Origin of the sequence: Enterococcus sp. AZ050, assembly GCF_051715085.1 — a bacterium.
In the GTDB taxonomy this organism is placed as follows: Bacteria; Bacillota; Bacilli; order Lactobacillales; family Enterococcaceae; genus Enterococcus; species Enterococcus faecalis.
Window position 1 is genome coordinate 1,787,508 of sequence record NZ_JBIOTC010000001.1, and the last position, 19,938, is coordinate 1,807,445.

20 protein-coding genes are annotated in these 19,938 nt (G+C 38.3%); 8 read left to right on the plus strand and 12 right to left on the minus strand.

All coding sequences use genetic code 11. The features are described from left to right. Position 1 precedes the first annotated feature (1 nt). The 7 genes from citE to IGJ04_RS08670 are packed head-to-tail and all read right to left on the minus strand — an operon-like array spanning position 2 to position 4,264. Complete coding sequence (citE, locus tag IGJ04_RS08640; protein WP_002355998.1) at positions 2 to 889, minus strand: citrate (pro-3S)-lyase subunit beta; 888 nt, start codon at positions 887 to 889, stop codon at positions 2 to 4. Further along, complete coding sequence (gene citD / locus IGJ04_RS08645) at positions 877 to 1,185, minus strand: citrate lyase acyl carrier protein (protein ID WP_002355999.1); 309 nt, start codon at positions 1,183 to 1,185, stop codon at positions 877 to 879. Before citD ends, citE begins: the two co-directional genes overlap by 13 nt. 5 nt (positions 1,186 to 1,190) lie before the next feature. Next, positions 1,191 to 2,183 carry a [citrate (pro-3S)-lyase] ligase gene (gene citC / locus IGJ04_RS08650; RefSeq protein ID WP_025188900.1) on the minus strand — a complete coding sequence of 331 codons (993 nt, stop codon included), beginning with the start codon at positions 2,181 to 2,183 and terminating at the stop codon, positions 1,191 to 1,193. 32 nt (positions 2,184 to 2,215) lie between these two features. After that, the gene (locus IGJ04_RS08655) at positions 2,216 to 2,350 is read right to left on the minus strand and encodes an OadG-related small transporter subunit (protein WP_002356001.1); all 135 of its coding nucleotides are present in this window, start codon (positions 2,348 to 2,350) and stop codon (positions 2,216 to 2,218) included. A 21-nt stretch (positions 2,351 to 2,371) separates the two neighbouring features. Next, positions 2,372 to 3,487 (minus strand): sodium ion-translocating decarboxylase subunit beta, encoded by a 1,116-nt coding sequence (locus IGJ04_RS08660; protein ID WP_002383526.1) that lies wholly within the window; start codon positions 3,485 to 3,487, stop codon positions 2,372 to 2,374. Positions 3,488 to 3,516: 29 nt separating this feature from the next. Next, on the minus strand, positions 3,517 to 3,918 hold the full coding sequence (locus IGJ04_RS08665) for an acetyl-CoA carboxylase biotin carboxyl carrier protein subunit (RefSeq protein ID WP_002363547.1): 402 nt from the start codon (positions 3,916 to 3,918) through the stop codon (positions 3,517 to 3,519). Further along, on the minus strand, positions 3,902 to 4,264 hold the full coding sequence (locus tag IGJ04_RS08670) for a hypothetical protein (protein WP_002356004.1): 363 nt from the start codon (positions 4,262 to 4,264) through the stop codon (positions 3,902 to 3,904). The genes IGJ04_RS08665 and IGJ04_RS08670 overlap by 17 nt, the downstream gene beginning before the upstream one ends. Before the next feature lie 403 nt (positions 4,265 to 4,667). Between IGJ04_RS08670 and IGJ04_RS08675 the strand changes: the two genes are divergently transcribed. Further along, a complete protein-coding gene (locus IGJ04_RS08675; protein WP_002356005.1) occupies positions 4,668 to 6,065 on the plus strand; it encodes a CitMHS family transporter in 1,398 nt (465 codons plus the stop codon). Positions 6,066 to 6,198: 133 nt separating this feature from the next. Further along, positions 6,199 to 6,894: a GntR family transcriptional regulator gene (locus tag IGJ04_RS08680; RefSeq protein WP_002356006.1), complete on the plus strand. Its 696-nt coding sequence runs from the start codon at positions 6,199 to 6,201 to the stop codon at positions 6,892 to 6,894. Positions 6,895 to 6,937: 43 nt separating this feature from the next. Here the strand turns inward: IGJ04_RS08680 and IGJ04_RS08685 are convergent, their stop codons facing one another. From IGJ04_RS08685 to rpmH, 5 genes are all read right to left on the minus strand, one after another. Further along, positions 6,938 to 7,660 carry a response regulator transcription factor gene (locus IGJ04_RS08685; protein ID WP_002363545.1) on the minus strand — a complete coding sequence of 241 codons (723 nt, stop codon included), beginning with the start codon at positions 7,658 to 7,660 and terminating at the stop codon, positions 6,938 to 6,940. Between the two features lie 177 nt (positions 7,661 to 7,837). After that, complete coding sequence (jag, locus tag IGJ04_RS08690) at positions 7,838 to 8,614, minus strand: RNA-binding cell elongation regulator Jag/EloR (RefSeq protein WP_002361456.1); 777 nt, start codon at positions 8,612 to 8,614, stop codon at positions 7,838 to 7,840. Positions 8,615 to 8,628: 14 nt separating this feature from the next. Further along, a complete protein-coding gene (locus IGJ04_RS08695; RefSeq protein ID WP_002356010.1) occupies positions 8,629 to 9,456 on the minus strand; it encodes a YidC/Oxa1 family membrane protein insertase in 828 nt (275 codons plus the stop codon). Next, positions 9,456 to 9,812 (minus strand): ribonuclease P protein component, encoded by a 357-nt coding sequence (gene rnpA, locus IGJ04_RS08700; protein ID WP_002356011.1) that lies wholly within the window; start codon positions 9,810 to 9,812, stop codon positions 9,456 to 9,458. The genes IGJ04_RS08695 and rnpA overlap by 1 nt, the downstream gene beginning before the upstream one ends. A 203-nt stretch (positions 9,813 to 10,015) precedes the next feature. Next, entirely contained in the window at positions 10,016 to 10,150 is a 135-nt protein-coding gene (gene rpmH, locus IGJ04_RS08705; RefSeq protein ID WP_002356012.1) for a 50S ribosomal protein L34, read from the minus strand. A 523-nt stretch (positions 10,151 to 10,673) separates the two neighbouring features. Here rpmH and dnaA point away from each other — a divergent pair. The 6 genes from dnaA to gyrA all read left to right on the plus strand — a co-directional run bounded on the left by dnaA (position 10,674) and on the right by gyrA (position 19,776). Further along, positions 10,674 to 12,017 (plus strand): chromosomal replication initiator protein DnaA, encoded by a 1,344-nt coding sequence (gene dnaA / locus IGJ04_RS08710; protein ID WP_002356013.1) that lies wholly within the window; start codon positions 10,674 to 10,676, stop codon positions 12,015 to 12,017. Positions 12,018 to 12,218: 201 nt separating this feature from the next. Beyond that, the gene (gene dnaN, locus IGJ04_RS08715; RefSeq protein ID WP_438840124.1) at positions 12,219 to 13,349 is read left to right on the plus strand and encodes a DNA polymerase III subunit beta; all 1,131 of its coding nucleotides are present in this window, start codon (positions 12,219 to 12,221) and stop codon (positions 13,347 to 13,349) included. A 579-nt stretch (positions 13,350 to 13,928) separates the two neighbouring features. Beyond that, positions 13,929 to 14,174, plus strand: coding sequence for a S4 domain-containing protein YaaA (gene yaaA, locus IGJ04_RS08720; RefSeq protein WP_002356015.1), 246 nt, complete (start codon positions 13,929 to 13,931; stop codon positions 14,172 to 14,174). Then, on the plus strand, positions 14,161 to 15,288 hold the full coding sequence (gene recF, locus IGJ04_RS08725; RefSeq protein WP_438840125.1) for a DNA replication/repair protein RecF: 1,128 nt from the start codon (positions 14,161 to 14,163) through the stop codon (positions 15,286 to 15,288). Before yaaA ends, recF begins: the two co-directional genes overlap by 14 nt. Further along, positions 15,285 to 17,234, plus strand: a complete 1,950-nt coding sequence (gene gyrB / locus IGJ04_RS08730; protein ID WP_002359210.1) for a DNA topoisomerase (ATP-hydrolyzing) subunit B — start codon at positions 15,285 to 15,287, stop codon at positions 17,232 to 17,234. The genes recF and gyrB overlap by 4 nt, the downstream gene beginning before the upstream one ends. A 55-nt stretch (positions 17,235 to 17,289) precedes the next feature. Then, positions 17,290 to 19,776 carry a DNA gyrase subunit A gene (gene gyrA, locus IGJ04_RS08735; RefSeq protein ID WP_010821259.1) on the plus strand — a complete coding sequence of 829 codons (2,487 nt, stop codon included), beginning with the start codon at positions 17,290 to 17,292 and terminating at the stop codon, positions 19,774 to 19,776. The last annotated feature ends 162 nt before the right edge of the window (positions 19,777 to 19,938 follow it).

The window sequence follows — 19,938 nt, forward strand, 5'->3', positions numbered from 1 at the left end:
TCTATATTTCCTCCTCGGTAATTAATTTAGCCGCCAATGCTAACGCAATGACCCGTTCAGCTCGTTCAACAATTGGTTTATCAACCATTTTTCCATTTACGGAGATAACACCGGAACCTTTTGCTTCGGCTTCCCGAATGCCCCAGATTACTTCCTTAGCATTCTGGATTTCTTTTTCTGTTGGCGCATAAATAGTATTAACTAATGGGATTTGACGAGGGTTAATCACCGATTTCCCATCGAAACCTAGCTGTTTAATCAAACGAACTTCGGCTTCAAAGCCTTCCGTATTGTCTACATCTGAATAGACCGTATCAATAGCTGCAATCCCAGCTGCTCGAGCGGCATGTAAAATCATGCTACGAGCAAAGAATAGTTCTTGGCCATCTGGATGGCGCCGTGTTTTCATATTGGTAACATAGTCTTCGGCGCCTAACGCGATGCCAATCAAGCGAGTTGAACTTTTGGCAATCGCGGGCGCATTTAGAACACCTTCAGCCGATTCGATGGCAGCCATCATTTTCGTTGTTCCTACGGGAATGTCATTTTGCTGTTCTACTTCTGTAATGACTGCCTCGACATCAATGATATCTTGGGCTGTTTCTGTTTTTGGTAAACGAATCACATCGACACCAGCTAAGACCATTGCTTCAATATCTTCTGCGCCACCGGCATCTAAAGCATTGATCCGAACAACAATTTCAATATTGCCATAATCGAAAGTTTTCAAAGCAGAATGGACTAAAACACGGGCAGAGTCTTTTTCTTTTAATGAAACTGCATCTTCTAAATCAAACATGATTGAATCTGCCCCATACAAAGGTGCATCTCTTAGCATTGCTGCGTTCGCTCCAGGGACAAACATCATTGTTCTTCTTAAACGTTCCATGAGTCCAACTCCTTCCAATCATACGTTTCTTTTTCAGCGCCTCGATGTAAAACTGTAATCATCCGAGCTTTGATCGTACAATCTAATGCCCCTTTATCAATCGCCTTGACCGCAACGCCTTGGACATCTAAATGTTCCAAAGTTGTCGTAATCACCTGACGAATTTGATTGCCAAATTGTTTTTCGACACTACTTTCTAATTCAATGGTATTTTCTGTTGATTCAATGGGTTGGACGGTAATCATAATATCACTTGATTCTACTGTCCCTGCAGTAGCATTTTTGATAATCTTCACTTTCTTCACCTCATTAGTTTCTTGTGTTCTACTAAGTATTGATAACTTGTTGCTGGTAAAAACTTCTTGAGTGTCTCTTTGTCGCCTTCAGCCATCGCTTTGCGAACTTTCGTCGCACTAATCAGCTCTCCATCACTCGCTAATCGCGGGACAATGGTTAGCGTTATCGTTTGTCCGAAAACTAGTTGCATTGCTTGATTGTAGACAGCGGTCACTTCTGAATAAGGCTCTTCTCCCACATAACGTTGCTGAATTTCAAGTATTGGCGCAATTCTTTCTTTAAATAACGTTGCATCAAGCGTTGCTTGAATTGCAGCTACCTCTAATGGCGCTTTTTCTTTCAAAAAATAGGTAGGAAAAGTCGCAGACGAAACTAAGTAATCTTCTGTAGATAGGACTGTCACATTGGGTAAATGGGCGACCCCTTTTTGCACCATTGCGAAACGTGCTTCTTTTGAAAATAGCGATTTATCTTCAGATAAAACAAACACATAAACGTGCGGACTTTCTTGGGCTGCTTTTTCGACTAAGTACTGATGGCCTTTCGTAAAAGGATTTGCATTCATGACAATGCTACTGGCTGGCCCTGCTTTTTTATGTTGTGTCAGGTAACCAAGATAATCGGCAAAATCTGGTTTGCCTTGCTCCATAAATAGCACCTCTTGATTCGCAACCACTTTTTGAAAGCCTAGCGACTGAAAAATTTGTTCATTTTTTGGTTTTGTATACAAAAAACTGTGTAATTGGTTTTCTTCTCTCAGTTTTTCAAGTAGATGAACCACCAATTGGGTTAACAAATTTTCAGATTGATATTTTTTACAAACGGCCACGCACTTAATCGTTTTGCCTGAAAGCGAGCCAGAGGCGATTAATGCTGCGTCATCATATATGCCAACGGTGTAATCAAGTGCTTCTGTCGTTTGCAATTCGGCTTTTTCCATTAATTCGCGCCAAGCTTGATAAGCTTTTTTATCTTTTTGCAACCAGATTCTTTTCATTGTATATACGCTGCTCACAGCAATAACCTCCTTTATTTTTTAATTGGAAATAATTTTGTTAGTAATTTAGATGCTAGATAAATGATAAATAAAACAACGAAAACGCCGCCCCAACCAAAACCTAACAGTTCAAAAGCAATTTTTAAATCTTCCATGTTAACAGACATGTATTCGTTCTCCTTTCCGTCCTATGTTAAAAAGGCTAATAGTAAGCCACCAGCAATTACAGAAGCGATTTGTCCTGAAACGTTGGCACCAGCAGCATGCATTAAAATAAAGTTTTGTGGGTCTTCATCTGTAGCCATTTTTTGAATGACCCGACTAGACATTGGGAAAGCGGAAATACCCGCAGCACCAATCATTGGATTGATTTTTTCTTTTCTAAATAAATTCAAGAATTTAGCAAAAAGCACGCCGCCGACTGAGTCCATAATAAAGGCGACTAACCCTAAGCCAATAACCATCAATGTATCGACTTTTAAGAACTCTGCATAGTTCATGCTAACGGAAATAGATAGTCCTAGCAAGATACTAATAATATTTACCAATTCATTTTGAGCTGTAATGGATAAACGATCCAAAACGCCACATTCTCTTAATAAGTTCCCAAACATTAAGAAACCAACTAATGGTAATGACACCGGCGCAATTAACCCTGCGACAATCGTAATAACAACCGGGAAAAGAATTTTCGCTGTTTGAGAAACTTCACCGGCCCGATAAGTCATACGGATACGACGTTCGGCTTTCGTCGTCACTGCTTTAATCGCTACTGGTTGAATAATCGGAACTAACGCCATGTAGGAGTAAGCGGCAACCATTATGGCCCCCATGTATTTTGAATGTAAGGTATTTGCTACGAAAATAGACGTTGGACCATCAGCGGCACCAATAATCCCAATCGAAGCAGCATCGTTTAAATCAAAACCTAATAAAACAGCCATAATAACTGTAAAGAAAATCCCAAACTGTGCAGCGGCACCAAACATCAACATAAACGGATTTTGTAACAATGGCCCGAAATCAATCATTGCCCCAATCCCAATAAATAATAATAACGGGAATAACTCTGTTTTTATTCCAAAATCAAAAAGAACATTAAACGGACCTGGCTCGCCGCCAGCGCTCAATACGCCGGAATTAGGAAAGTTCACTAAAATCGTTCCTAAACCCATCGGCACTAAAAGTGTTGGTTCATACTCTTTTTTTATTCCTAAATACATTAATAGTCCACCAATCAGCATCATCACAATGCGTCCTGGTTCTTGGCCCATTCCTATAACACCTTGAATCAGTGTCTCCACACAAATCACTTCCTCTTCTTAAATTAATTCTAGTTAATTGTTATTAATGGTTCCCCTGGATTCACAATTTGGCCTTGGGTAACATGAATTCCTGTTACCGTACCTGCTTTTCCTGCAACGATTTCATTTTCCATCTTCATTGCTTCTAAAATTAACAATGGTTGGTTCTCAGACACCGTATCACCAACATTGACTAATACTTTTAACACAGTTCCTGGCATTGGCGCAGGCATTGCATCTGCTCCTGCTGGGGCGGCTGGCTGTGCTGCTGGCGCTGGGGCTTCTTCAACAGCAGGGGCTGGTGTTTCTGTCGTAGCAACTGGCGCTGTTGGTTGTGGCGCAACAGGTGCTGGTTGTGGGACGCCACCGATTTCTTCCATCTCGACTAAATATTCTTTCCCATCAATTGAAATTTTAAATTTGCGTAACATAATGATCCTCCTCAAGGTTTTGTTTTGAAATTCTTTTGACAACTAGCTGAGACTCTTCTGAAAGCTCTGCAGCTATACTGGCTGCAATAATGGCAACTTCTTTTGCTTCTGGATTTCGTTTTGCGATTTTTTTGATAACAAAACGACTTTCTGGAAACTCTCCTGCTGCGATGGCAGTGGCCACAATACTTACCAATTGATATTCTTTTGGCTCAGCAGGAATATATGCTGGTATATCTATCCATCGCTTTTCCAAGTTATCCGCTTCACGTTGGATAACGCTTTCATTAATCTCGGTATCCTGCGTGTGTTGCTCTTTCTTGAATAAGGACTTAAATAGGCCCATATTGTCTCTCCTTTCACTAATTCTTGGTATACGTTCATTATAGAAAAAACCGTTAAAAAACCTAGTGAAAACACTAGCTCAGATTGTTCTTTTATTGTTTATTTTGTGAAAAAAACTCTGTAAACATTGGTATATAAGCATTTATCAGCCGTTAAGATTCTATTAATATTATATTAAGTTATTAATAAGAATTTGATTGTTGAATTGTTTTTTTGATGTTCTTTTTGTTTTAGGCTATTTATTCTCTGCGAAAGTTTGTATATTCTCACACTATAGACAAACACAAAAAATATTTTTTGTTGTAAACCAGAATACTGTGAAACATTTCTCATGGCTATTCTTTTTTATTAACACCGGTTGTTAACGCTTACAAAAAAGTTCTAAAAAAGAAAGGAAGAAAAACATGTTACTCACTATTTTAGCTTATGGTATGATTATCATCTTTATGTATGTAATCATGAAAAAGAAATTGTCACCGTTTACATCTTTAGTAATTATTCCTCTTATTTTTACTTTGATTGCAATTGCAACTGGAGTAGCGAGTCCGCCACCTGGTGCTGACGGTGTTGTCCCTGAAGTCAACATTGGGAATTTCGTCTTAGATGGGATTTCAACTACTTCAAAAACTGGTATTATGTTATTATTTGCCATTCTTTACTTCTCTATTATGTTGGATGCTGGTTTGTTTGACCCAATCACTAAAAAAATGATTTACTTTGCTAAAGGCGATCCAATGAAAGTCTTGATGGCCACTGCGGTAGTTGCTGCTGCTGTTTCCTTAAACGGAGATGGAACAACCACGACCTTGATTTGCTGTTCTGCGTTTATTCCCATCTACAAAAAACTTAATATGAAATTGATGAATTTAGGTGTGCTTGTTATCTTACAAAACACCATTATGAACTTATTACCTTGGGGCGGTCCAACAGCTCGTGCCATGGCCGTACTAGAAGTTGATGCCGACATTCTTTCTTATTTAGCACCTGGTATGATTTTATCTGTATTGTATGTTATCTTCTTTGTTGCTTATCGCATGGGGAAAAAAGAACGTGCTCGCTTAGGCGTGACAACGCTTACTGATAAAGAATTGGAAGAAATGACTATTGTTAACGATCCTGAGTTATTAGAAATTCGTCGTCCAAAGAATTTTGCATTCAATGGTATTTTAACGATTGTCTTAATCGGATGGTTAGTCCTAAGTTCATTCGTTGGTCAATTAGGTTTGCCTTCGTGGATTGAAATGCCACCGTTATTATTATTCCTAGTTGGTACTTGTATCGCTTTAATGATCAACTATCCAAAATTAAAAGATCAAAGCAGCCGTATCAGTGCAAATGCTGGTGATGCTGTGCAAGTAGTTATCTTAGTTTTTGCTGCTGGCGTCTTCATGGGCTTATTCCAAGGTTCTGGTATGGCCAATGCCTTAGCAAATAGCTTTGTTAATATTATTCCAAAACAATTAGCCGGCGCTTGGGGCTTAGTGATTGCGTTCATTTCAGCACCAGGAACATTCTTTATTTCAAACGATGGTTTCTATTTCGGTGTCTTACCAGTCCTAGCAGAAGCTGGACGTTCTTATGGATTTGACAATATGTCTATGGCTTTAGCTTCCTTAATGGGGCAAGCGTTCCACTTATTAAGTCCATTAGTGGCATTTATTTACTTGCTATTACGTTTAACTGGTTTAGATATGGGCCAATGGCAAAAAGAATCGGCAAAATATGCCTTAGGAATTTTCGTTATTTTCGTTGTTACAATTGTTGCTTTAGGTCACATGCCTTTATTTATTCCACAAAATTAAACGTCGTCGCTGAAACCGTAGGAGTGCCTTTTCTCCTCGGTTTTCTTTTCATTTTGTCTTTTCTTGCGTTATATTTTCATTTTTAATATTATATTTATTATCTATAAAAATAACCTATAGGGAGGTGCCTCATATGAATCCAACGGTTGAAGCAGTAAAACGGAACTTAGATTTAACCAGCAGTAAACCTCTAAAAATTTGTACCTACGAAGCCTTTAAAAAAACCATTATTTTAGGGGATATTCCTGCGGGTGAACGGATTAACGAAAAAGAATTTTCCGAGCAATTAAACATTAGTCGGACGCCCATTCGCTTTGCTTTACAAGAATTGGTCAAAGAACAATTGGTGGAACATATACCTATGGTGGGTATCGTGGTTAAAGGGATTAGTATGAAAGATGCTTATGAAATTTATGATATTCGTAAATCTTTGGACACTTTAGCAACCATTAAAGCCATGGAACTCATGACACCAGAAGATTTTGATGAATTGGAAGCCTTACTTCTCGAAGGAGAACAATACAATAAAAATAACCAAGTAGATGACTTACTACAGAACTTTTCAGATTTTAATTCCTTTATTTATACTAAGAGTCAGATGCTACGTTTAAAAAAAATTGTGACTGATCTCCATGCTTACTTAATCTATTTCAGAGATATTGCGATTCGTGCCTCAGAACGTCGTAGTATTGCCCTAGAAGAACATTGGTTAATTTTCCGCGGAATGAAAACAAAGAATATTGACCAGATCACACTTTTAACCCATGAACATCTAAATCGTTCGCTTCAATTTATTTTGAAAGAAATGGAACGTCGACAAATTGAATAATCAAAAAAGGCCCGCAGTCGCTCGTGCAACTGCGGGCCTTTTTTCATTTTTTTTGTACGCAACCATCTGGCGTAAAGGTATAACCAATGCCCCAAACGGTCCGAAGGTAACAAGGTTCTTTCGGGTTTTCTTCTAATTTACTTCGTAAACGATTAATAAAAACCATAATCGTATTCGCATCGACATCCCCAGTACCCCAAACACTGCTGTAAATTTGTTCTTTAGAGAATACTTGCTCGGGATTCTCCAGAAAAAATTGAATTAATTGAACTTCTTTCGAAGACAATGAAATAGGTAAATCCTTTTTAAATAGTTGATAACGACCATAATCAAAACGGAAATCGCCTACCTGTAGCTCTTCTTTTTTATAAACATTCAATTGTTTTCGAATCATTCGAGCTCGATTCAACGAAGCAATCACCTGAGCCTTAAAAACATTCAAGGAAAAAGGTTTCGTTATATAACTATCCACGCCCATTTCCAAGGCTGCAATAATATCCTCTTCTTCTTTTTTGCTACTAAAAAAGATAATTGGCACTAGTGGATATTTCTCTCTAATCATTTGGACTAAGTAGTAACCATCGCTGTCATGTTCCAAGTTATCATCTAAAATGAACAAATCAAAGGTAACTCTGGACACGATATCTTTTGTTTTTTCAATTGATTCACTTTGGTAAATAAGAATACCTGTTGATTGTAATGCTTTCCAAATCAAGCGACGAACTGCTGCATCATCATCTACAACCAGTATTTTCTCCGTACGCATACCTGTTGCTCCCCCTACGTCTCTTTACAAAACTTTTTCATTTGAATTTACTACTGGAGTAATTACTGATTATCATAACATAAAAAAAGAAACGAAGACGGCTAAAAAATCATTTAACAAAGAAACGTTAGCAACTATTCAGTCCCTGCTGAGAGTTGCCAACGTTTCTTTGTTTGTTTAAAAATACTTCTTAACTGGTTCAACCACTAAATACCGATAAGGTTCATCCCCTTCAGAATGGGTTTTGATTTGCTCATCTTTACTTAGCGTGTGATGAATTTGTTTTCTTTCAAAAGCCGGCATTGGTTCCAAGAAGACTGGCCGCCCAGTACGTTTGGCTTTTTCCGCGGTGCGTTTCGCTAAACGTTCCAAAATTTCATGACGTTTTTCACGATAATTTCCGACATTCACAACAATCGATAGCTTATTGCTTGCAATGCGGTGAATAAAGACTTGCGCTAAATACTGTAACGCATTTAACACTTTTCCGTGTTTTCCAATTAAGATACCTTGTTTTTCTGTTTCTAAATGGAAGATAATATTGCCATTCTCGCGCGCTATGCGAACCATGGCAGGGGCGTTCAGTTCATTTGAAATATTCGTTAAATACATCGCTAATTCAGTAATAGCAGCTTCGTCTTCCAGATTTTCTAAAGAATGTGTTGATTCCTCTGAGAGACTAGGAATTGCTTCGGTTAATTCCTCAACTGCTTCTTCCACTGCTGTTGCTTCATCGGCAACAACAATATCTTCCACTGTTTCTTCGACCGCTTCTGTGACTTGCTCACTAATCGTTGGTTCCATTGAAATTTGGGCAAGTTTTTTTCCTAGACCTAAAAATCCTTTTTTTCCTTCGTCTAACACATCAATTGTAACATCCTCTTTGGTTAAACCAAGTGCTTGTAAGCCTTTCTGCGTTGCTTCTTCGATTGTATTTCCTTCATAAATCGGCATCTGAACGACCTCCTTTATTTTTTCTTCCCTTTTTTCTTAGGACTTTTTGCTCGTTCAAGCGCTCGCTCCCGTGCTTTGGCTTGACGTGCTGCTTCCTCCCGCTCTTTACGGATTTTGAATGGATTGTTTAATAACAATGTTTGCCCTGTTTGGAAGGCATTTGAGACCACCCAGTAAAGAGATAAACTGCTGGCTAATGAAATCCCCATAAAGAAGATCATCGCTGGCATAACGTAATTCATAATTTTCAGTGAGGCATTTGTTTCTAGTTGGCTCATACTTGAAAGATACGTACTAGCAAACGTAAAGACAGCCGCTAAAATCGGTAAAATTAAATACGGATCCGGCTTATCGAGGCTTAACCACAAGAACGTTCCTTCTTTTAACTCAGGCACGCGTGAAATGGCTTGATACAAAGCCATCATGATTGGTAGTTGAACCAACAGTGGTAAACAGCCAATGTAAGGATTCACATTATTCTCTGCATACAAACGTTGCTGTTCTTCTCGGAATAAGCGTTGTGTTTCAGGATCTTTTGAAGAATATTTTTGTTGCAAGGCCTTTAATTGCGGTTGCAACTCTTGTGTTTTACGCATACTCTTCGTTTGGAAATGCATCAACGGCAATAAAATAATCCGGATGACTAACGTAAATAGGATAATCCCAATTCCGACACTGCCGCCTAATGATAGGAACTTAATCGCTTGGGCAAAATAATAAACAATGTATCGATCCCAAATTCCTGTACTACTTTCACTTACGGGCGCGGTTCCGCAGGCGGATAAAACAAAGACTAAGGTCACTAACCCAGCCATTAATAATAAGCGCTTATACTTCTTCACTACTCAATTCCCTCTCTTACATCTAATATTTTAGCTAAATTTAACACATGTGTTAAATTAGCTTTCACTTCTTCAGACGATAACTTTTCCAATCCTGGACGTGCAATCACGATAAAATCAATTTCTGGAGAGATACGGTCTTTTAATTGAAATAAACTCGCGCGGATTTTCCGCTTCACAGCATTCCTTGTGACCGCGTTTCCAATTTTCTTCCCAACAGAAATCCCCACTCGAAAATGGGCTTGTTGTGGTTTCTCTAAAACGTACACCACGAAACGACGATTTGCACAAGATTGTTTTTTATTAAACACCTGTTGAAATTCTTTTTCTTTCTTGACACGGTAGGACTTTTTCATCGGCATCCCTTTGTTTCTATATTTTTTTACTTCTTAATAATAATAGCATATTTCCGCTCTTTTTTAGTAGCCTTTTCTATAGAATCCTGCTTTCTTTTATTGAAAACAGAAAAAGAACCCTTAGTTATCTTCACATCTTCCAAAAAATTATGGAGATAACTAAGGGTTCTTAGAAATTGACTGTTTAAAAGACCAGACCATCATTAAGCAGAAATAACTTTTCTACCTTTACGACGACGGCTTGCTAATACGCGACGGCCATTTTTAGTGCTCATACGTTTACGGAATCCGTGAACTTTTTGGCGTTTACGTTTGTTTGGTTGATACGTTCTTTTCATGCAATTACACCTCCTGAAATTGTAACTATCCATCAATATATAGACATACTTTGATAGTATAACGAGTAATAGGGTCTTTTGTCAATAAAATTTAAGAAATATTTCCTGAGAAAGATTCGTTTCAATTATCCACAAATTAAATTTTCCTGTGAGTAGCTTGTGGATAGTTTTCCACATTTTTTTCTGTTCACAGCCATTTTTCCACTAGTTTTACACAAAAAAACAGCCTGTTAAAAAGTTTTACACAGGTGTTTTTTTAGCTGTTGATAAGTTATTGAAACATTATTGTGTCAAGCTTAATTATTCTCAACTTTTTGTGGATAACTCATTCAACAACCACTTTCTTCCGCAAGTGTCGACACCCTGTGGAAAACTTTTTTTCACCCTTGTGTACTTTTTTTCCACATTGAACAATTGCTTGTGGAAAAAGTTTTAAAAAAATGCTAAAATCGACTATGCTCATTCTTTTAAGTTATCCACATTTTTTAGATAACCAAAATTTAAACATATAGGAGGTCACTGTATGCCCGACGTGGAAAGTTTTTGGCATAGCCTTGAAGAAGCCTATCAAGCGATTTTGTCGGCGCCAAGTTTTGATGCTTGGATTAAAACCACACGCCCTTTGAAATTAGACAACAATCAATTGTGGCTAGAAGTCCCTTCTGCAGTTCATCGTGATTACTGGGAAAAAAATCTTTCGGCAAAAATTGTCGAAACTGGATTTAAATTGACCGGTGCAGAAGTGATGCCCCATTTTGTTGTTGCCGATGAAAAAGACGCAGCACTGGCACAAGAACTCGAAGAACCTGCCGAAGAAGAAGTTGTTTTTAGTGAACAAAGTAAAAAAGCGATGCTTAATCCTAAGTACACTTTCGACACCTTCGTTATTGGTAAAGGAAACCAAATGGCGCACGCTGCAGCGCTTGTTGTTGCCGAGGATCCGGGTTCGATTTACAATCCCCTTTTCTTCTATGGTGGTGTAGGGTTAGGGAAAACCCATTTGATGCATGCCATTGGTCATCAAATGTTAGTGAATCAACCAGATGCCAAAGTCAAATATGTTAGTAGCGAAACGTTTACGAATGAATTTATCAACTCAATTCAAACAAAGACATCCGAACAATTTCGGAAAGAATATCGCAATGTTGACTTATTATTAGTCGATGATATTCAATTTTTGGCGGAAAAAGAAGCAACATTGGAAGAATTTTTCCATACCTTCAACGATCTTTACAATGAAAATAAACAAATTGTTTTAACAAGTGATCGCCCGCCGAATGATATTCCAAAATTACCTGAACGATTAGTTTCTCGCTTTGCTTGGGGTTTGTCTGTCGATATCACCCCGCCTGATTTAGAAACACGGATTGCAATTTTGCGCAAAAAAGCAGATGCCGAGCGTTTAGAAATTCCGGATGATACACTAAGTTATATCGCTGGTCAAATCGATTCCAATATCCGTGAATTAGAGGGTGCTTTGGTCCGCGTTCAAGCCTTTGCAACTATTAATGGAGAAGATATTACCACTAGTTTAGCGGCGGACGCCTTGAAATCTCTAAAATCAGTTGGTAGTAAAAATCAATTGTCCATCTTACAAATTCAAGAAGAAGTATCCAAATATTATCATGTGCCTCTTAAAGATTTAAAAGGGAAAAAACGGGTGAAAACAATTGTGGTTCCTCGTCAAATCTCAATGTATCTTGCTAGAGAAATGACCGACAATTCCTTGCCAAAAATTGGTGCCGAATTTGGCGGTAAAGATCATACAACGGTGATTCATGCGCACGAAAAGATTCAGCAATTATTGGAAAAAGATCCAGCGATTCAAAAAGAAGTCAGTGAAATTAAAAATTTATTGAACTCTTAGGATGTGGAAAACTAAACAAAAAAGAATAAAGTTATCCACAACTTATACACAAGTGGATAACTTAGTAAAATCAATGCTCTTTTGACTTTTCCACAGAATCAACATGCCCTATTACTTTTATTATTTATTTATATATAATATACAAAACAGTGGCGTACAAAATTAGAACGTATTGAAAATACTTAAAAAGGAGTTTACATTATGAAATTAACGGTCAAACGAAGTGTCTTTTTACAAGAATTACAAACTGTTCAACGAGCAATTTCTTCTAAAACAACGATTCCAATCTTAACAGGTGTTAAAATTGTGTTATCAGAAGATGGCTTATCACTTACTGGGAGTAACGCGGATATTTCAATTGAAAGTTTTTTAAGTAAAGATGATGAAAAAGCTCAAATGACGATTGAACGCACAGGTAGCATCGTTTTACAATCTCGTTTCTTTGGCGAAATTATTCGTAAATTACCAGAAGATATGTTCACAATGGAAGTTCTAGATAACAATCAAGTTGCAATTACTTCAGGAAAAGCTGATTTTACGGTCAATGGATTAGATGCTGACAATTATCCGCACTTACCAGTAATTGATACTCAAAACCAAATGAAATTACCTGTTCATTTATTTACAAAAATTATTAGTGAAACAGGTTTTGCTGTATCGATGCACGAAAGTCGTCCAATTTTAACTGGGGTTCACTTTATTTTAGAAAATCAAAAATTACTTGCCGTTGCGACAGATTCACATCGTTTAAGTCAACGTGTGATCCCGACAGAACAAGCAGTAGAAGACTTTAACATTGTAATTCCAGGAAAAAGTTTAACTGAACTTTCTCGTTCATTAACCAATGAAGAAGAAATGGTTGAAATCAGCATTATGGAAAATCAAGTGCTATTTAAAACAGAAACAATGTACTTCTATTCTCGTTTGTTAGAAGGAAATTATCCTGATACCAACCGTTTAATTCCAACTAGCCATAACACGCAAATTGAATTTTATGTACCAGAACTGCTTTCAGCAATCGAACGTGCCTCTTTACTTTCTCATGAAGGACGTAACAATATTGTTCGCCTTTCAATTTCACCAGATTCTGTTGTTTTATATGGAAATTCACCTGAAATTGGAAAAGTCGAAGAAGCGTTAAACTATGAAAATGTTTCTGGTGAAGCGTTGGATATTTCTTTCAACCCAGATTATATGAAAGATGCATTGCGAGCGTTTGGCGATATGAATATTACCGTGAAATTCCTTTCTCCAATTCGTCCGTTTACATTGGAGCCAACCGAAACAGAACTAGATTTCATTCAACTAATTACACCGGTTCGTACAAATTAATCATGTTTAAAAAAGACCTTCGGAAAATCACTATGATCGCCGAAGGTTCTTTTTTGTCGTCTGTTTAAAGCCGATAAACGCTGCTAGATAAGCTTTTTAAAACTAGAATAGCTTTTACGCTAATATGATTGTGAATATTTGAACTATCGTTTGACGAATAAATTCTGCCTTTTTTTTCGTGGATAAAGAAAAAAGCCCTTTAATTTTTCGTTTAAGGGCTGTTCATTTTTTTATGAATATTTCCTAGTGAAAGAAGTTTACGTTGCTTAAAACGACGCTCAGACCTCTACAAGCTACTTTTCTTCATTGCGCGCCCTCTTCGTTTGTCTTTGAGTTACCCCTAATTGTTTTTTAGTTAAACGCTACTCGTCATTTCTGCCAAATCAGGCCCCTTTTTTCTCAAGAAAATATCAATTTCCGTTTTAAAATGCTTTTTAAGAGTTTTTTTATCCTAATAATATTTTCGGTCATTTAGAATTAAAATTGCTTAGAATGAAAATTAGACAGATAAATTTGTTTTCTCTTATGAAAAAGGGTATAATATATATGAGAACGTATTAGAAAAAAGAGGGATGCACATTGAAAAAAACGTTTGTTTTAGCAACTGAGTATATAACGCTTGGTCAGTTTCTTAAAGAAATCAACGTCATTGGTAGTGGCGGCCAAGCCAAATGGTATTTGGCAGACAATAGCGTGTTTGTTGATGGCGAGTTGGAAAATCGTCGCGGACGGAAACTTTATGCGGGCATGATGATTGAGATACCTGAAGAAGGTACTTTTTTTATGGTGAAAAACGGAAACGAGTCCGACGATGCGGCTGAATGAGCTGACACTTCAGCATTATCGTAATTATGAAACAGTCAGCTTAGATTTTCCAAAAACGTTAAATCTTTTTTTAGGCGAAAACGCCCAAGGAAAAACCAACTTGTTAGAAAGCATTTATGTTCTAGCAATGACACGAAGTCATCGAACCAGCAATGAAAAAGAATTAATTGGCTGGGAACAAGCAGCAGCTAAAATTAGCGGTGTGGTTGAAAAAAAGACAGGCACCGTGCCGTTGGAAATTTTAATTTCCAACAAAGGACGTAAAACCAAGGTTAACCACATTGAGCAAAAAAGGCTCAGTGCGTACATTGGGCAACTGAATGTTATTTTATTTGCCCCAGAAGATTTATCTTTGGTGAAAGGCTCACCTCAAGTCCGCCGGAAATTTATTGACATGGAACTCGGACAAGTGAGTCCTATTTATCTTTATGATCTTGTCCAATATCAGTCTGTTTTAAAGCAACGGAACCAATACCTAAAACAACTAGCTGAAAAGAAACAAACAGATACTGTTTATCTGGATATTTTGACAGAACAGCTAGCTGAATTTGGCGGGAAAGTTCTATACGCTCGGTTAGGTTTTCTTAAAAAATTAGAACACTGGGCAAACTTACTCCATCAAAAAATTAGTCATGGACGCGAAACGCTCACCATTGACTACGCATCAAGCATCCCAATTGACAACACGGATCTTTCCTTAGAAGCACTTCAAAATCAATTGCTCCAACAATTAATGAACAATCGTAAGCGTGAATTGTTTAAAGCGAATACTTTTTTAGGCCCTCATCGTGACGATTTGCTGTTTATTGTCAATGGTCAAAATGTTCAAACGTATGGCTCACAAGGCCAACAGCGAACGACAGCTTTAAGTATTAAATTGGCAGAGATTGATTTGATGCATTCAGAAACAGGAGAATATCCTGTGTTATTACTAGATGATGTCATGAGTGAATTAGATAATGAACGTCAAATTCACTTGTTAGAAACGATTGAAGGCAAAGTTCAAACGTTCTTAACGACAACTAGTTTAGATCACATAAAAGACAAGCTAACAGTTGAACCAGATATTTTTTATGTTCAACAAGGCAAGATAGGAAGGAATTCAGCGACATGACAGAAGAAGAAAAAAACATGAGAGAACGTGCGCAAGAATATGACGCTAGTCAGATTCAAGTTTTGGAGGGCTTAGAAGCTGTCCGGAAACGTCCTGGTATGTACATAGGTTCTACTAGTGGCGAAGGGTTACACCACTTAGTATGGGAAATCGTTGACAACTCTATCGACGAAGCCTTAGCAGGATTTGCTAAATCAATTCAAGTAATTATCGAACCAGACGATAGTATTACTGTTATCGATGATGGTCGTGGAATTCCAGTCGGGATTCAAGCCAAAACAGGTCGCCCAGCTGTGGAAACAGTGTTTACAGTGCTACATGCCGGCGGGAAATTTGGCGGTGGCGGCTATAAAGTATCAGGTGGCTTGCACGGTGTTGGTTCCTCTGTTGTTAATGCTTTATCGACCAGTTTAGATGTTCGTGTTTATAAAGATGGCAAAGTGTATTACCAAGAATATCGTCGTGGTGCGGTTGTTGATGACCTAAAAGTTATCGAAGAAACGGATCGCCACGGAACCACTGTTCACTTTATTCCAGATCCTGAAATTTTTACAGAAACAACCGTTTATGATTTTGATAAATTAGCAACACGGGTTCGTGAATTAGCCTTTTTAAATCGAGGCTTACACATTTCAATTGAAGACCGTCGTGAAGGACAAGAAGATAAAAAAGAGTATCACTATGAAGGCGGGATTAAGAGTTATGTTGAGCATTTAAATGCCAATAAAGACGTTATTTTCCCAGAGCCAATCTTCATTGAAGGAGAGCAACAAGATATTACAGTGGAAGTGTCAATGCAGTATACAGATGGCTACCACTCAAATATTTTAAGTTTTGCCAACAATATTCATACTTATGAAGGCGGAACGCATGAATCTGGTTTTAAAACTTCTTTAACACGTGTGATTAATGACTATGCACGTAAACAAAAATTGATGAAAGAAAACGATGAAAAATTAACTGGGGAAGATGTTCGTGAAGGCTTAACCGCAGTGGTTTCCATCAAACACCCAGATCCTCAATTTGAAGGACAAACCAAAACGAAATTAGGAAACTCAGAAGTACGGACCGTCACGGATCGTTTATTCTCAGAATACTTTACAAAATTCTTGATGGAAAATCCAACAGTCGGTAAACAAATTGTCGAAAAAGGTATGTTGGCCTCAAAAGCTCGTTTAGCCGCTAAAAGAGCCCGTGAAGTCACCCGTCGTAAAGGCGCTTTAGAAATTAGCAACTTGCCAGGGAAGCTGGCTGATTGCTCAAGTAAAGATCCGGAAAAATGCGAATTATTTATCGTCGAAGGAGACTCGGCCGGCGGTTCAGCAAAACAAGGCCGTAGCCGTGAATTCCAAGCCATTTTACCAATTCGTGGGAAAATCTTGAATGTCGAGAAAGCCAGCATGGATAAAATTTTAGCCAATGAAGAAATTCGGTCATTATTTACAGCTATGGGAACAGGCTTCGGCGAAGATTTCGATGTTTCTAAAGCACGTTATCACAAACTAGTGATTATGACCGATGCCGATGTCGATGGTGCGCATATTCGAACGTTGTTATTAACCTTGTTCTATCGCTTCATGCGGCCAATTGTTGAAGCTGGTTATGTGTATATTGCCCAACCACCACTATATGGTGTGAAACAAGGGAAAAACATCACCTACGTTCAACCGGGCAAACATGCTGAAGAGGAACTAGCAAAAGTGTTAGAAGAATTACCTGCTTCACCAAAACCAAGTGTTCAACGTTACAAAGGGTTGGGTGAAATGGATGATCACCAACTTTGGGAAACAACAATGGACCCAGAAAAACGATTAATGGCGCGAGTGAGTGTCGATGATGCCATTGAAGCTGACCAAATTTTTGAAATGCTAATGGGCGATCGTGTGGAACCACGTCGTGCGTTTATCGAAGAAAATGCCCATTACGTGAAAAACTTGGATATTTAATGTGTCGCAACGTTGTAAGAGACGCTAGAACATATATTTAGAGGGGAAAAAATTCATGAGTGAAGAAATTAAAGAAAACATTCAAGACGTCAATCTGACCAGCGAAATGAAAGAATCTTTCATTGACTACGCAATGAGTGTTATCGTAGCCCGCGCGTTACCTGACGTTCGTGACGGTTTAAAACCTGTTCATCGCCGAATCTTATATGGAATGAACGAATTAGGGGTAACCCCTGATAAACCACACAAAAAATCAGCCCGGATTGTTGGGGATGTTATGGGTAAATATCACCCCCATGGGGACAGTGCGATTTACGAATCAATGGTGCGGATGGCACAACCTTTTAGTTATCGGGCTATGTTAGTTGACGGCCACGGAAACTTCGGTTCTGTCGATGGTGACGGCGCTGCCGCTATGCGTTATACCGAAGCACGTATGAGTAAAATTGCTTTAGAAATGCTACGAGATATTAACAAAAATACAGTCGATTTCCAAGGAAACTATGATGATTCAGAACAAGAACCAGTAGTTTTACCTGCTCGTTTTCCAAACTTACTAGTTAACGGAACAACGGGGATTGCGGTGGGGATGGCAACAAATATTCCACCACACAATTTAAGTGAAGTGATTGATGCAACAAGTTTATTGATGGACAATCCTGATGTAACGACGAATGAATTGATGGAAGTGTTACCTGGACCAGATTTTCCAACAGGCGGTTTAGTGATGGGGAAATCAGGGATTCGCCGAGCATATGAAACGGGGAAAGGTTCGATTACAGTTCGTGCAAAAGTTGAATTGACTGAAATGCCGAATGGAAAAGAACGTATTTTAGTAACTGAATTGCCTTATATGGTGAATAAAGCCAAATTAATCGAACGAATTTCTGAATTACACAGAGATAAACGAATTGAAGGAATTACCGATTTGCGGGATGAATCTTCTCGTGAAGGCATGCGGATTGTCATCGATGTTCGTCGAGATGTGAGTGCCTCTGTTGTGTTAAACAACTTGTACAAAATGACTGCCTTACAAACATCTTTTGGTTTTAACATGTTAGCCATTGAAAAAGGTGTACCGAAAATTTTAAGCTTGAAACGTATTTTAGAAAACTACGTCGAGCATCAAAAAGAAGTCATTACTCGCCGGACGATTTTTGACAAAAACAAAGCAGAAGCACGGGCACATATTTTAGAAGGTCTCCGAATTGCCTTAGATCATATCGATGAAATCATTGCCATTATCCGTGGATCACAATCAGATGACGAAGCAAAAGCAACGTTAATTGAACGCTTTGAATTTTCAGATCGTCAAGCGCAAGCGATTTTAGATATGCGTTTACGCCGTTTAACAGGCTTAGAACGCGACAAAATTGAAAATGAATATCAAGAGCTATTGAAATTCATTGCGGACTTAGAGGACATTTTAGCCCGTCCAGAACGCGTCATTGAAATCATTAAAACAGAGTTAAATGACGTTCGTACAAAATTTGGTGATGCACGACGCACAGAATTATTAGTAGGTGAAGTCTTAAGTCTTGAAGATGAAGATTTAATCGAAGAAGAAGAAGTCGTGATTACGTTAACCAATAACGGCTACATTAAGCGGATGGCAAACTCTGAATTCCGGGCGCAACGCCGTGGCGGACGTGGTGTCCAAGGGATGGGCGTTCATGATGATGATTTCGTGAAAAACCTAGTTTCTTGTTCAACACACGACACGTTATTATTCTTTACGAACACTGGGAAAGTTTACCGAGCAAAAGGTTACGAAATCCCTGAGTACGGTAGAACAGCAAAAGGAATTCCAGTGATCAACTTACTGGGAATTGATTCTGCAGAAAAAATTCAAGCGATTATTTCTGTTGAGGGCAAAGCGGAAGCAGGTAAATACTTGTTCTTCACAACCTTAAAAGGAACCGTCAAACGGACAGCCGTAACAGCCTTTTCTAATATCCGTAGTAATGGATTAATCGCCATTAGCTTAAAAGAAGATGATGAGTTAGTTAACGTGGTAACGACTAATGGCAATCAGAAGATGATTATCGGAACACATGCAGGATACTCTGTCACATTTGATGAAAATACTGTACGTGATATGGGCCGGACAGCATCAGGTGTTCGGGGAATCCGTCTCCGCGAAAATGATTATGTGGTCGGCGCAGCGATTCTGGATGAAAATAAAGAAGTCCTAGTCATTACTGAAAATGGTTATGGTAAGCGTACAAAAGCTTCTGAATATCCAGTTAAAGGACGTGGCGGTAAAGGGATTAAGACAGCAAATATCACTGAGAAAAATGGTCCATTAGCTGGTTTAACCACGGTCAATGGGGATGAAGATATCTTATTGATTACGAACAAAGGCGTCATTATCCGCTTTAACGTTGATTCTGTTTCTCAAACAGGACGCGCAACATTAGGGGTTCGTTTAATGAGAATGGAAGATGGTGCCAAAGTGGTAACAATGGCCGTTGTAGAACCAGAAGAAGTGGAAGAAGAAATCGTTGAAGTTGTAGAAACAACATCAGAAACAGAAGAATAACATAAAAAAGTTTCGCCAACTGGCGAAACTTTTTTATTGGGGCTTTTCAAAACTATTTCTTGCTTTTGTCCATCAATTAGCATATAATTAGAGATTGTGAACTACCTTTTTAGGTATGTTCTCCTTGCTCTTAGCCAACTAAGAGCCTTGAAGTCCATAGGG

Bases quoted from the DNA above. Each gene is read 5' to 3' on its own strand.
- citE (WP_002355998.1), bottom strand. From the start codon at position 889: ATGGAACGTTTAAGAAGAACAATGATGTTTGTCCCTGGAGCGAACGCA.
- citC (WP_025188900.1), bottom strand. From the start codon at position 2,183: ATGAAAAGAATCTGGTTGCAAAAAGATAAAAAAGCTTATCAAGCTTGG.
- IGJ04_RS08655 (WP_002356001.1), bottom strand. From the start codon at position 2,350: ATGTCTGTTAACATGGAAGATTTAAAAATTGCTTTTGAACTGTTAGGT.
- IGJ04_RS08665 (WP_002363547.1), bottom strand. From the start codon at position 3,918: ATGTTACGCAAATTTAAAATTTCAATTGATGGGAAAGAATATTTAGTC.
- IGJ04_RS08670 (WP_002356004.1), bottom strand. From the start codon at position 4,264: ATGGGCCTATTTAAGTCCTTATTCAAGAAAGAGCAACACACGCAGGAT.
- IGJ04_RS08675 (WP_002356005.1), top strand. From the start codon at position 4,668: ATGTTACTCACTATTTTAGCTTATGGTATGATTATCATCTTTATGTAT.
- IGJ04_RS08680 (WP_002356006.1), top strand. From the start codon at position 6,199: ATGAATCCAACGGTTGAAGCAGTAAAACGGAACTTAGATTTAACCAGC.
- IGJ04_RS08685 (WP_002363545.1), bottom strand. From the start codon at position 7,660: ATGCGTACGGAGAAAATACTGGTTGTAGATGATGATGCAGCAGTTCGT.
- jag (WP_002361456.1), bottom strand. From the start codon at position 8,614: ATGCCGATTTATGAAGGAAATACAATCGAAGAAGCAACGCAGAAAGGC.
- rnpA (WP_002356011.1), bottom strand. From the start codon at position 9,812: ATGAAAAAGTCCTACCGTGTCAAGAAAGAAAAAGAATTTCAACAGGTG.
- rpmH (WP_002356012.1), bottom strand. From the start codon at position 10,150: ATGAAAAGAACGTATCAACCAAACAAACGTAAACGCCAAAAAGTTCAC.
- dnaA (WP_002356013.1), top strand. From the start codon at position 10,674: ATGCCCGACGTGGAAAGTTTTTGGCATAGCCTTGAAGAAGCCTATCAA.
- dnaN (WP_438840124.1), top strand. From the start codon at position 12,219: ATGAAATTAACGGTCAAACGAAGTGTCTTTTTACAAGAATTACAAACT.
- recF (WP_438840125.1), top strand. From the start codon at position 14,161: ATGCGGCTGAATGAGCTGACACTTCAGCATTATCGTAATTATGAAACA.
- gyrB (WP_002359210.1), top strand. From the start codon at position 15,285: ATGACAGAAGAAGAAAAAAACATGAGAGAACGTGCGCAAGAATATGAC.
- gyrA (WP_010821259.1), top strand. From the start codon at position 17,290: ATGAGTGAAGAAATTAAAGAAAACATTCAAGACGTCAATCTGACCAGC.